This is a genomic window from Pukyongiella litopenaei, assembly GCF_003008555.2.
Lineage (GTDB): Bacteria > Pseudomonadota > Alphaproteobacteria > Rhodobacterales > Rhodobacteraceae > Pukyongiella > Pukyongiella litopenaei.
Genome location: NZ_CP027665.1, coordinates 2,343,220 through 2,355,794 on the forward strand (window position 1 = coordinate 2,343,220; position 12,575 = coordinate 2,355,794).

12 protein-coding genes are annotated in these 12,575 nt (G+C 63.2%); all 12 read right to left on the minus strand.

From position 1 onward, the window contains the following. Positions 1-116: 116 nt before the first annotated feature. The 12 genes from C6Y53_RS11665 to C6Y53_RS11720 all read right to left on the minus strand — a co-directional run bounded on the left by C6Y53_RS11665 (position 117) and on the right by C6Y53_RS11720 (position 12,503). Positions 117-869 (minus strand): ABC transporter ATP-binding protein, encoded by a 753-nt coding sequence (locus C6Y53_RS11665; protein ID WP_106472580.1) that lies wholly within the window; start codon positions 867-869, stop codon positions 117-119. After that, positions 866-1,675, minus strand: coding sequence for an ATP-binding cassette domain-containing protein (locus tag C6Y53_RS11670; RefSeq protein ID WP_106472581.1), 810 nt, complete (start codon positions 1,673-1,675; stop codon positions 866-868). Before C6Y53_RS11670 ends, C6Y53_RS11665 begins: the two co-directional genes overlap by 4 nt. Then, positions 1,672-2,532 carry an ABC transporter permease gene (locus tag C6Y53_RS11675; RefSeq protein ID WP_106472582.1) on the minus strand — a complete coding sequence of 287 codons (861 nt, stop codon included), beginning with the start codon at positions 2,530-2,532 and terminating at the stop codon, positions 1,672-1,674. Before C6Y53_RS11675 ends, C6Y53_RS11670 begins: the two co-directional genes overlap by 4 nt. Continuing rightward, positions 2,529-3,449, minus strand: a complete 921-nt coding sequence (locus tag C6Y53_RS11680) for an ABC transporter permease (protein WP_244614819.1) — start codon at positions 3,447-3,449, stop codon at positions 2,529-2,531. The genes C6Y53_RS11675 and C6Y53_RS11680 overlap by 4 nt, the downstream gene beginning before the upstream one ends. 104 nt (positions 3,450-3,553) lie before the next feature. Next, a complete protein-coding gene (locus C6Y53_RS11685; protein ID WP_106472584.1) occupies positions 3,554-5,056 on the minus strand; it encodes an ABC transporter substrate-binding protein in 1,503 nt (500 codons plus the stop codon). A 400-nt stretch (positions 5,057-5,456) separates the two neighbouring features. Next, a complete protein-coding gene (locus C6Y53_RS11690) occupies positions 5,457-6,458 on the minus strand; it encodes an ABC transporter ATP-binding protein (RefSeq protein WP_244614820.1) in 1,002 nt (333 codons plus the stop codon). Then, a complete protein-coding gene (locus C6Y53_RS11695) occupies positions 6,455-6,733 on the minus strand; it encodes a hypothetical protein (protein ID WP_106472586.1) in 279 nt (92 codons plus the stop codon). Before C6Y53_RS11695 ends, C6Y53_RS11690 begins: the two co-directional genes overlap by 4 nt. Continuing rightward, positions 6,730-7,719 carry an ABC transporter ATP-binding protein gene (locus C6Y53_RS11700; RefSeq protein ID WP_106472587.1) on the minus strand — a complete coding sequence of 330 codons (990 nt, stop codon included), beginning with the start codon at positions 7,717-7,719 and terminating at the stop codon, positions 6,730-6,732. Before C6Y53_RS11700 ends, C6Y53_RS11695 begins: the two co-directional genes overlap by 4 nt. Then, on the minus strand, positions 7,716-8,588 hold the full coding sequence (locus C6Y53_RS11705) for an ABC transporter permease (RefSeq protein WP_211299370.1): 873 nt from the start codon (positions 8,586-8,588) through the stop codon (positions 7,716-7,718). The genes C6Y53_RS11700 and C6Y53_RS11705 overlap by 4 nt, the downstream gene beginning before the upstream one ends. 1 nt (position 8,589) lies before the next feature. Then, positions 8,590-9,603: an ABC transporter permease gene (locus C6Y53_RS11710; RefSeq protein WP_106472588.1), complete on the minus strand. Its 1,014-nt coding sequence runs from the start codon at positions 9,601-9,603 to the stop codon at positions 8,590-8,592. Between the two features lie 6 nt (positions 9,604-9,609). Continuing rightward, entirely contained in the window at positions 9,610-11,196 is a 1,587-nt protein-coding gene (locus tag C6Y53_RS11715; protein ID WP_106472589.1) for an ABC transporter substrate-binding protein, read from the minus strand. A 14-nt stretch (positions 11,197-11,210) separates the two neighbouring features. Next, positions 11,211-12,503 (minus strand): aminotransferase class III-fold pyridoxal phosphate-dependent enzyme, encoded by a 1,293-nt coding sequence (locus C6Y53_RS11720; protein ID WP_106472590.1) that lies wholly within the window; start codon positions 12,501-12,503, stop codon positions 11,211-11,213. Positions 12,504-12,575: the final 72 nt, after the last annotated feature.

Genomic DNA, 12,575 nt, shown 5'->3' on the forward strand with positions numbered 1-12,575 from the left:
GGTCACAGTCTGTCCTCCCGAATGCACAGCAAGATGGTGCCAAGGCCGCACTGGTCATGGAGTGCCGCGTCGACAGCAGGGCATTCGACGAGGGAGATGGCTTCCGAGGGGCTCTCTCACATCCACGCGGGCATGCGGGGAATGCTGCCGAGGAGTTTCCGGGTATAGCCGTGCTGCGGATTGGCCAGGATGCCTGCGGTCGGACCCGATTCCACGATCCGACCCCGGTCCAGGATCATGATGTCGTCGCAGAGCGCGGCGACGACGCCGATGTCGTGGGAGACGAAAAGCAGGGTCATGCTTGCGGCAAGCTCCTTGAACAGATCGACGATCAGGACGCGCGTGGACAGGTCGAGCGCGCTGACCGCCTCGTCGGCCAGCAGCAGTTTCGGGCCCGGCACGATGGCACGGGCAATGGCGATCCGTTGTCTCTGACCGCCGGAAAACGCGTGCGGATAGCGGTCGGCCGCGTCCGCGGGCAGTCCGACCGAGGCCAGCGCCTCGGCGACCTTCTGCGACCGGTCGCCGGGGATGCCGAGCGCGCGCAGGGGTTCGGCGATGATCGAACCGACCTTCTGGCGCGGATCGAGCGACGAATAGGGATCCTGGTAGACAGGTTGCACCGAACGCCTGTATCCGCGCAGGAACGACCGGCGGCCCAGGTCGAGAGGCGCGCCTTCAAAGAGGATGTCACCCGAGGTCGGCCGGGCAAGGCCGAGCACCTGCTTGATGATCGTGGATTTGCCGGAACCGGATTCGCCGACCAGCCCGACCGAGCGCCCGGCTGTCACGGTCAGGTTGATGTCGTGAAGGATCTGGCGGTTCGCGCTGTAGGAAAAATCGACATTCCGCAACTCAAGCAGGCTCATGCCCTGTCCCCCAGATGGTCGTCGAAGGTCTTGGCCGCCTGCAACAGGCTTTGCGTATAGTCATGCCCCGGCGACGAGAAGACCGAGCGCACGCTGCCTTGTTCGACGATCTTCCCGAGCCTCAGGACCGTGACCTCATCGACGATCGAGGCCACCACGGGCAGATCGTGGCTGATGAACAGAAGCGCCATCCCGAGATCGCGCACCAGGCTGTCGAGAAGACCGAGAACCTCGGCCTGCGTCGTCACGTCCAGCGCGGTGGTCGGTTCGTCCGCGATCAGCAGGCGCGGGCGGCAGGCCGCCGCCATTGCGATGGCGATCCGCTGGCGCTGACCGCCCGACATTTGGTGCGGATAGGCATGCATGAGCTCGTCCGGATGCGGCAGCCTGACCTGTTCGAGAAGCGCAAGGATTTCCGCGTCGATGCTGCCACGGTCCATCGCCGCGCCTTCGCGCCGCAACCGGCGCTTTAGCGGGAGCGCGATCTGGTCGCGCACGCGCATCAGCGGGTCCAGCGCCGTCAGCGGTTCCTGGAACACCACCGCCACGTCGTTCCCGCGCATCCTGTCCAGCTTGCGGTCGGGCGTGCCGACGACCTGCCGGCCTGCCAGCACGACCGACCCGGTCGAGGTCATGGCCGGCGGCAAGAGGCCGGTAATCGCCAGCGCCGACAGGGATTTGCCCGAACCGCTTTCCCCGATCAGCCCCATGCGGCCGCCCGGCGGGATGGCAAAGGACACGTCATCGACGAGGGTTTCGCCGCGGTGGGTGATGCTCAGGTGATCGACGGTCAGGAGGTCGTTCATCGCTGCGTACTCCGCGTCGGGTCACGCAGTTCGCGCATGCCATCGGCCAGCAGGTTGGCCCCGATCACCAGCGACACCAGCGCGATGCCCGGCGCGATGGCGCCAAGGGGCGCCGTATAGACCGTTCCCTGTGCTTCCTGCAGTAACCGGCCCCACGAGGCGTTCGGCAGCGGGGCGCCGAGACCCAGATAGGACAGCGAGGCCTCGGCGATGATCGCGATGCCGAATTGCAGCGCGAAATTCACGATCAGCGTCGGCCAGATATTCGGCAGGATGTGCCGCAGCACGATCGACGGCCAGGCCGATCCCGAGGTGCGGGCGGCGGTCACGAAATCGTTCTGAAGAACCCGTTTCACCAGGATGCGCGTCAGCCGGGCGACGATCGCGGACATGGCGATGCCCAGCGCAAGCGTCGCGGTCCAGAGGCTGGCCTCGCTGCTGGCGGCGACGACCAGCATCGCCAGCAGCAGCACCGGAAAGGCGATCAGGATGTCGAGCATCGCGGCCAGGACATCGTCCAGGAACTTCGTCGCGAACGCGGCAAGAAGGCCGAGAACGACGCCGATGGCGGCGCCGATGCCGACGGCGCCGATGCCGACGATGAGCGCGATGCGCGAACCGATCATCACGAGGGTCAGGAAATCGCGCCCCAGCCGGTCCGTGCCCAGCCAATGCGCCGCCGAGGGGGCTTCGAGGCGCATGCCTGCGGTTTCCATCGCGCCATAGGGCGTCCAGAAAACTGTCGTGAGCGCGATCGCGACATGCAGGCCGACCAGGATCAGGCCGATCGCGAAGATGGCCGACCTGGATTTCGCGGGCTTGCGCTGTGCGGGCGCGATGGTCGTGGTTTCGCTCATATCCTGGCCCTTTCGCTGCGCAGGCGCGGATCGACGAGGCGTTGCAGGATGTCCGCGATGAACCCGACGACCAGAACCAGCAGGGTCGAGAGCAGCAGCACGCCCTGGATGTTCGGATAGTCGCGCTGCTCGATGGCGAGGAGCAGCATCGACCCGAGACCGGGAAGGGTGAACACCCGTTCGATCACGACCGCGCCGAGAAAGGCCGAGCCAAGCTCGATGCCGAGAATGGAAATGACCGGAATGGCGCCGTTGCGTAGCCCGTGCCGCCGTAGGGCGCCGGCAAAGCTGTCCCCCATCGCGCGCGCGGTGCGCAAATAGTCGCTGCCCAGAACGTCGAAGGTCGCCGCCCGGACATAGCGCATGAGCGCGGCCGACATGATCAGCGCCACCGTGACGACGGGCAGGATCAGTTTTGTGACGGCGTCCAGCGGTTCCTCCCATCCGCGCGTCGGGAAGCCGCCGGAGGGCAGCCAGCGCAGGTTGATCGAAAAGACGAGCACCAGCAGGATGCCGAGCCAGAAGGCAGGCACCGCGATCCCGAGCTGCGAGACGACGGACAGGACCTGGGCATACCAGCGTTCTGATTTCACCGCCGACAAGATGCCCAGCGGCACAGAAATCAGGATCGCCAGCGCAAAGGCCATCAGCGTGAGCGGGAGCGTCACCGACAGGCGCTCGCCGACTTCGTCCGCGACCGGCACGCCGCTGACGAAGGACGTGCCGAGGTCGAGGCGAAAGATGTCGGTGAGGAACTTGACGAATTGTTCCCCCAGCGGAAGATCCGATCCGACCTGCGCCCGCGCGGCGGCGATCTGTTCCGGGCTGGCCCCCACCGAAAGCAGCGATGCGGACGGATCGCCCGGCAGAAGCCTCAGGAGGAAGAACAGAACCATGAACGCGACGAGCAGGGACACACAAAGGATCACCGCGCGTCGAAGCAAATAGAGAAGAATGGCAGTTCTCCCTGCGGATGGGGACGGGGGCGGAGGGGCGCGAACGGCCTCCGCCGCCTCCGATCTCAGTCAGCTTTGCGGATGTCGTAGCCGAAGAACTGGGAGTTCAGCCCGTTCACCGGATAGCCGGTGACATCCGCCGAGGACACGATGATCTTTGGATTGAGATAAAGCCACACTGACGCCGCGTCTTCCGCCATGATCTTGTTGGCTTCGGCCAGCTTGGCCACCTGTTCGTCTTCCGAGGCGGCGGTTTCGGCGCTCGCGATCAGTTCGACGACTTCGGGGTTGTTGTAGCCCCAGTAGAAATCCGGGATGCCGTAGAACCCGATATCGCGGTGGTTCACATGGGCCATGAGCGTGGCATCGAAATCATGCGACTGGTAGATTTTCGTGTACCATTCGTTCGCCGTGATCAGATTGATGTCCACGGTGATGCCGACCTCGGAGAGATCCGCCTGCAGCGCCTGCGCCACGAGCGGGTGCGGGTCCACGTTGGGCGTGTCGATGGTCATGGTGAACCCGTCGGCATAGCCGGCCTCTTCCAGCATCGCCTTCGCGCTTTCCGGGTCATAGGCGTCCACCCCGGTAAGATCGGTGAACCACGGGTCGGTCGGCGGCACGAAGGACCCGATGAGCGTGCCGTAATCGCCCCAGACCGAATTGAGCAGGCGTTTCTTGTTGATGGCCCGGCTGACCGCCTTGCGGACCGTCACGTTGCTGAACGGCTCGATGCGGTCGTTGAACGCGAACACTTCCTTGGTGGTGGAGGCGCCCTCGGTCACGATGAAATCGGGGTTGTTCTTGAACTGGGCAAGCGCGTCCGGGCTTTCGACGCCGGTCACGACATCCACCGCGCCGGTCAGCAGCGCGTTGCTCAGCGCGGTGGCGTCGGTGAAATAGTTGAAGGTGATGCCGCCATTTGTCGGCGCTTCGCCCCAGTAATCGTCGTTGCGCGTCAACGCGACGGACGCGCCGCGCCGGAAGCTTTCGAGCTCGTAGGGGCCGGTGCCATCGACGCTGTTGGCAAAGTCCTCATGGGTGTCGTTCTGCACGAAGATGTAGCTGAGATTGTAAGGCAGGGAGATCGACGGCGACGACAGGGTGATGACCACGGTCAGGTCGTCCGGCGTCTCGATGTTCACGATGTTCGACAGGCTTTTTTTGCGCGCGCTCTTGGAGACCTCGGACGCGACGCGCTCGATCGAGAACTTCACGTCCGCGGCGGTCAGCGGGTCGCCGGAATGGAAGGACACGCCGTCACGAAGCGTGAACGCATAGGTCAGCCCGTCCTCGCTGGCCTCGTAGCCGGTGGCCAGCAGGTTTTCGACCTGGCCGGCATCGTTCAGCAGGAACAGCGACTCGTAGCTGTTGGCATAGAGCGCCTGGTGAACCCCCTGCACGCCGGCGATATTGTCGAGGTTCTGCGCCTCGTAGAGCGAACCGATATTGATGATGGCGTCCGCATCGTAATCCTGTGCCAGGGCCCCGGTCGCCACCGATGCCAGCATTGAGCCCGAGGCGAGAAGCGCGGCCACACGCGGCGCATGGTGATGGAATATTGTCATTGGGTACCTCCGTTCCGATTGTTTGTTGTTCTGAATGCGGCCATTCGGACGGCCCTTTGCCTTTCATGTAACAAGCGACATATGCAATGAGAATGCTGCACCCGGTGCCATTTCCCCCACATGTTGGGTCAAATGATCTGCAAACTGTCCAGTTGGCGGGAATATTTCTCGACAACATTCGCTGACGGGCGTTCGCGGGGTGATCAGGCCGGCGTTTGATCGCAAGATTGGAGCACTGCACAAGAAAAAAGCGCCTTCCCGAGAGTTCCCTTGATGGGCTTTGCTCGCGATTGCATGCATTGCCATAGTGATGTGCTCCACGCCGGATAGGCGCAGGTTTTGCGCGGCAAGAGCGGTACGGACCCCTTTCATTCCGAGATGGGTCCATTTTGGTCCCATATCATCGGATATCGGGATGATGGCAGGCTACTAGGCCACGGCCCTCGGCGGGTGCCTGGAGCCTTGGCTCATCGCTCAGGCAGATCCCGGTCGCAGCGGGGCAGCGTGTATGGAACCGGCAGCCGGACGGCGGTTCAATTGGTGACGGGAGGTCGCTTTTCAGGACGATCCGCTGCCGTGTTCGTTCGATCCGAGGGTCAGGACGCGGGATCGCTGACAGGAGCGATTTGGTGTATGGATGCATGGGATGTGAAAAGAGGATGTCGACGGGCGCCTGTTCCACGATCTTGCCGAGATACATCACCGCTACGCGGTGCGAGATGTGTCGCACTACGCCGAGATCGTGGGCAACGAAGAGATAGGCGCATCCCAGGTCTCGCTGGAGTTCCTCGAGCAGGTTCAGAACGCCGGCCTGGATCGACACATCAAGGGCGGAAACGGGTTCATCCAGCACCACCAGCTTTGGTCGAAGCGACAAGGCGCGGGCGATGCCGATGCGCTGGCGCTGTCCGCCCGACAATTCGAACGGGTACCGGTCCGCCGTGTCGGCGGGCAGGCGTACCATGTCGATCAGCTCGTGGATCCGGGTGCCGAGTGCGGGGCGGTCCAGGTTGGCCAGCCGAAGCCCCTCCTCGAGAATCTGACGGATCGTCATCCGGGGATGCAGCGAGGCCATTGGGTCCTGGAAAACGATCTGCATTTCGCAGCGGAGTTGCCGCAATTCGGTTTCATCGGCACCGGTCACGTCTTTGCCGGCAAGTATCACCTGACCGGAGGTCGGCTCGATCAGCCGCAGGATGCTGCGTCCTAGGGTGGACTTGCCGCAACCGGATTCGCCGACGAGGCCGAAGGTCTCTCCCGGTCGGATGTCGAAGCTGATACCTGAAACCGCCTGAACCGCGCCGGTGATCCGCCCGAAGATCCCGCTGCGCAGCGGGAATTCCTTGACCAGGTCGCGGACGGACAGGACTGGAGGGGTGGTGGTTTCGGCTGCTTCTGTCACGCGGGTTTCCCGTCGAGAAATGCGGCGACAAGTGCAGCAGCGGTATTCTTGTGCGGATCGGTGAAGTCCTTTACCACGTCATTCAGTGCCTTGCGTAGCTTGTCGAACCTATGCGGCGGGTCGGCGATGTGGACTTGCAACGGAATAGTGACACGGTTCCACCCGGTTGCCTTCCCCAACGTATTTGGTGCGGTTGTGACAACAGGATGCCTGGAGAGATTGCCCAACACGAACATCATCCAGTTGGGCCAAGTGATCTGTACGGGCTGTATCATGAATTGACCGCCGCGGAGGCAGGCGTCAGCGGGAAGTGACAGGCGCAGGCGGTCGCGCCATGTGGTGCGAGGCGCGGTGGTTCGACCCTGCAGGGGGCGCCTGTACGGCCGCAACGCGGGTGAAAGGCGCAACCCTTGGGCCGCGAGAAGATGGAGGGGGGCGTGCCCTCGATCTGTTTCAGCGACCCGCTGCCGTCGAGCGTGGGAACAGCGCTGATCAGGCCGGCGGTGTAGGGATGCGAGGTTTCGTAGAAGATCGGGTCGGCGGGGCCGCGCTCGACCACGCTGCCACCATACATGACGGCGATTTCATCCGCGATACCGGCAACGACGCCGAGGTCATGGGTGATCAGGACCATGCCGATCCCGAATTCTTGCCGCAGGTCACTCAGAAGGTCGAGGATCTGAGCCTGCACCGTTACGTCGAGCGCTGTGGTGGGTTCGTCCGCAATCAGCAGGTCGGGCTTGTTGGCCAACGCCATGGCAATCATCGCCCGCTGTCGCATACCGCCGGAGAACTCGTGCGGGTACTGCCGGACCCGGCGGGCGGGCTGTGGGATCGCAACCAGTTCGAAGAGTCGTTCCGCTTCTTTCAGGGCCGCGCGTTTCGAGATCGAGCGGTCGTGCAGCCGAATCGCTTCGGCCACCTGGTCGCCGAGCGTCTTCACCGGGTTGAAGGCCGACAGCGGGTCCTGGAAGATGCAGCCGATCGCCTTGCCCCGGATCTGCCGGATACGGGAGGCCGGCATGCCAATCAGCTCTTCGCCGCGGAACCTGGCGCTGCCTTGCACGCGGGCGCTGCGCGGCAGAAGCTGGAGGAAGGCCATCATCGCGATGGACTTCCCGGATCCGCTCTCGCCCACGATGCCGAGTACCTTGCCGGGTTCGAGCGACAGGTCGATGCCGCAAAGTGCATCGGCCCATGTGCCGCCGGGACCATGGAACGAGATGCGCAGGTCGCGAATGTCGAGGAGGGGCACGGTCATGCGCTCCTCCTGTCGAAGACGTCGCGCAAGCCGTCACCGAGGAATGAGGTTGCGAGCACGACCGAAAGGATGGCCATGCCGGGTCCGAAGGCAATCCACCAGGAGTAAAATCGGGTGGCTCCCTCGGAGATCATCGATCCCCATTCCGGCGACGGTGGTGTTGCCCCGAGGCCGATGAAGCTGAGCGAGGCGGCGAGGAGGACAACCTGGCCGAAGTCCATCGTCGCGTTGATGAGCGTGGGCGCCCAGCATAGCGGGAGGATGTGGACGCCGAGGATGCGGAATCGTCCGGCGCCACCGGCGACGGCGGCCTCGACGTGCTCGCTCTCGCGTTTCTCGAGAACCTGTGCGCGCATCAGCCGGGCGTAGATCGGCCACCAGACGATGACCATGGCCACCGAAGCGTTGGCCAGTCCCGGCCCGAGGACGGCGGCCACTGCCATGGCGAGCAGGATCGGCGGGAATGAGACCGTGACGTCGACCAGCCGCATGATGATGCTGTCGGACCAGCCTCCGAAAAAGCCCGCCAAGGCACCGAGGGTGGAGCCGATCACCACCGCGCAGGTCACAACCAGGAAAGCGATCGGGATTGACCAGATCGCCCCGTGCATTGTCCGCGAAAACACGTCGCGGCCGAGGGCATCGGTGCCCAGCCAGTGTCCGGCGGATGGGGGCTGCAAGCGACGGCCGACCATGGCGAGCGGGTCGTCGAGCGGCCAGACGCTGACGGTCAGGACGGAGACGATCCAGAAGAGCAGCATCAGCGCGCCGATCTTCGCGGTGACCGGCAACCGATGCCAGAGGTCGCGGCTGCCCCCGAAGCGGCGGCGTCGGGGCAACCTGGCGATGGTTGGGGGCATCATCGCCATATCAGTGCACCTTGATCCGCGGGTTCGCCCAGGCATAGGCGATATCGGTCAGCAGGTTTGCCAGCAGGAAGGCCACGGAACCCACGATGGTGACTCCCCCGATGGCCGGATAATCAAGCGAGGCGGCAGCGCGCACCGCATAGGAGCCGATGCCGGGCCAGGCAAATATCGCTTCGGTCAGGACCGCGCCGGTGATCAGATAGGCGAAGGTAAAACCGAGGATCGTGAGTAACGGGATCATCGCATTCGGCAATGCGTGGCCAATGAGTACGGTGCGCTCGGAAGCGCCCTTGGCTCGGGCGGTGCGGGCGTAGTCCTGGCTCAGCCCCTCGATCAGAGAAGAGCGAACGATCCGGGTGATGATCCCGGTGACAGCCCAGCCCAGGACAAAAGCGGGAAGCGCGAGATGTGCCAGCGCCTGCCAGAAGAGAGTGATGTCTCCGGCAATGAGCGCGTCGATCGTGTAGAAACCGGTATGGTTCGCAGGTGGGGTCACCCGGGGAGGCAGGCGGCCGGTTCCCGGGACAATCTGGAAACGCACCGAGAAGATGTAGAGCAGGATGAGACCCGACCAGAAGATCGGAAGGGAAGACCCCACCAGAGCGAAGATGCGGGATATTCCATCCGTTGCGGTCCCTCGGAAACGCGCCGAAACGAGCCCCAGCGACAGGCCGAGCGCGGTCCCGACGATCATCGCGGCGATCACCAGTTCCAACGTTGCCGGCAGGCGTTCGGCAATATCGACAACGACCGGGCGGCGGGTGGCAAAGGAGGTTCCGAGGTCTCCGTGCAGGAGATTGCCGATATACGTCAGATAGCGGACAGGCAGTGGCTGATCGAGGCCCCACTGCGCCTTCACCGCCGCGACGACCTCGGGGTTCGACATCATCCGTTCGGGAACAAGGGCGGCCAGCGGGTCGCCCTTGGTCATTTGTGCGAGAACAAAGGAGACGCTCGCCACGCCCAACAGCAGAAAGGGAATAGCGATCAGCCGTCTGACGATGTAGGCGAGCATCCGTCCTCAGTTCCGTGAGATTTCGGCCAGCGGCAGGTTGCAGCAGGCAGAGTATCTTACCCCGGAAACGTCATTCCGGTAGGCCAGCACGAGATTCGGGGAAACGAGCGGGATAATGATCGCGTCTTTCATCATTTCTTCGCCGAGTTTCTGATAGGCGGCCTCGGCCTCCTCGCCCGAGGAGGCGAGCGCCTTGGCGTAGAGATCGGACTCGGCAGGGTTCACCACCAGATCCGGCTTGCCGACGCTGGCGCGACCGACCCAGGGGTGACCTTCGATCATGGCAAAATAGGCGATGTACTGGCCCGAGCCGTAGTAGTCGGGGGCGTAGTAGATCGCGGTCACCGGCCATTCGCCCGCGCCCAATTCGTCGCGCCAGACAGCCCAGGTTAGAGGCTTCAGTTCCAGTTCCACCCCGATTGCGGCGAAATCCTGCTGAACCTTCTGCATCATGATGTTGAAGTCGACGCCGTAGATGTTGTCGTTGGGATATCCCGCAACCAGCTTGAGGTCGGACAGGCCTGCATCGGCCAGCACCTTCTTTGCCTTCTCGATGTCCTGCGTGCGTGGGGTCAGCCCGGCAGTGCCCGGAAAGCCGTTCGGAATGGGCGCGGCCTGTTTCTTGCCGTTGCCGCCGACGGTGAAATCGAGCATCCCGTCGTAGTCGATTGCAGAGGCGAGGGCGTCGCGTACCTCGGGGGTCAGTATGTCGTCCATGCCCTTCGCACCCGGGATGAAGCCGATATAGACAAAGTTGTAGGAGGGTATGACCTCGGTCGTGACATCGGGTGAGCGGATTGATTGCGCGGTGTCTGCGTCGATTTGCATGGCAATGTCGACCTGCCCTGTCTCAAGCGCCTGCGCCTGGCTGACGGCGTCCTGAACCTGGGTCACGACGACTTCTGAGAAGGCTGGGGTCTTGCCATAGTAGTCATCGTTCCGGGCCAGTCGCAATTCGGCCTCGGGCGAGTAGGTCGCCAGCTTGAACGGGCCCGAACCCGCGGAATTGGCGAGAAACCACGGTTCTGCCTTGTCCGCCTCGGCGGCACTCTCGTCGGAGATCGCGCCGTTGGCCTCGGCCAGTTCGGCATTGATGATGCCGGTGTAGGGCGCCGAAACCTTGTTGAGAAATTCCGAGTTCGGCGCGTCCACGGTGAATTTCACCGTCCTGGCGTCCAGCGCCTCGGCGCCGGTCAGCCCGTCCATCAGAAACGAGGGAGACCCTTTTACGTTCTTCAGGCGGTTGAACGTCCAGATCACGTCCGAGGCCTCGACCGGTGAGCCGTCTGCGAAAGTCGCGTCCTTGAGGGTGAAGGTGAATTCAGTGAAATCGTCGTTGATCTCCCAACTTTCGGCGAGGTTCGGTACCAGTGACTGGTTGTCCGGGGCGAGTGTCACGAGCGTTTCATAGACTGCCGTGAGGTAGAACTGGCAGGTGTCGCAGAAGGCGCGGCTCGGGTCGAGCGAGTTCACGTCCATTGAGCGTGCGATTACCAGCGTATCGCTTTCCTGTGCCACAAGTTGTGGGGCGGTCAGCGCGCTCCCGGCAATCATCAGGGCGGCGAGACCTTTTCTGCGTAGGTGGTAAGACATCGTTGGTTTGCTCCCTATTGGCGCATGGTTGTCGGCCGCTTTTGCTCCGCCATGGCCATCAGAAGCTGCGATGGCTGGATACTGTCACGGTTCTGCTTGATCTCCTCGAAAGCGGCGCCCGTCGCCTCGAGGGTTTCGGCGATGTCCGCTTCGGTCATCGCCGCATTGATGAACATGTTATGGTAGGGGGAGAGATAGACGCCCCGCTTCAACGCGGCGGCGCAGAAGGCGTATCCGAGGCGGAAATCGGGATCGTCGTCGAAGAGGACCATCGGCAGGGTTTCTGGGCCGGTGTGGCGGAGGTCGAAGCCGAATCCCTTCGCCTGCTCAACGAGGCCGTTTCGGAATAGGGCGCCGATCTTCTGAATGTGGTCGAGATAGTCGGTCTCGCGGATGATCCGCACGGTCTCGAGGGCTGCTGCCATAGGCACGGCGGAAAACCAGTAGGAACCGGTAACGAAGATTCTGGAGGCTGCCTCGCGCGCCCTGTTGTTGCCGAGCAATGCGGAAATCGGCTGGCCGTTGCCCAGGACCTTGCCCCAGGCCGAGAGGTCCGGGCGGACGCCTATGGTTTCCCATGAGCAGTCGCGAGCCATGCGGAATCCCGCGCGTACATCATCCACAACAAGGAGCGCGTCATGTTCGTCAGCCAGTCTTCGGGCGGTATGGGCGTACTCGGCGTCAGGGAGGGTTTGATCGGTGAAAGTGTCGTGCCGGAAGGGCGTAGCAAAAATGCCGGCGAGATCGTTGCCGGCCTGCTTTACCGCGTCAGTCAGAGCCTGCGGGTCGTTGTAGTCGAAATAGATGAGATGGGCGCGGTCCTCTGCCAGCACCCCGCCGGGGCGCGGCGTGCTCCAGGGAAGCGAGCCGTGGTAGGCATTTGTCGCGACCAGAACCTTGCGTTTGTCGCGGTGGGCCCGGCTAATCATCAGCGCCATGGTGGTGGCGTCCGAACCGTTCTTGCAGAACATCGCCCAGTCGGCGTGCGAAATCATGTCGACCATGGCCTCGGCAAGATCGACGATCAGCGGAGAAGGGCCCGTCGAGGTGTCGATCTGTGTTTGTTGGCGCTGGATCGCAGTCATGATTTCGGGGTGCTGATAGCCTAACAGATTCGGCCCAAAGGCGCACATGAAGTCGATGTAGGTGTTGCCATCGGCATCGGAGATTCGCGTGCCCTCGGCCTGGGTGAAGAACTGTGGGAAACCCTCGGGCATGAGGATGGTCGACTGGTGGCCGTACATGCCGCCGGGAATGACCTGCGCCGCGCGTTCGCGCAGGGCGCGGTCCTTTGCATTGCTCCTCATGTCGGATCCTTGTTTTCTGAAATCTATATTGCTAATTTTAGCCTAGTGAGGGAAATAGAATGCTGCAACTGA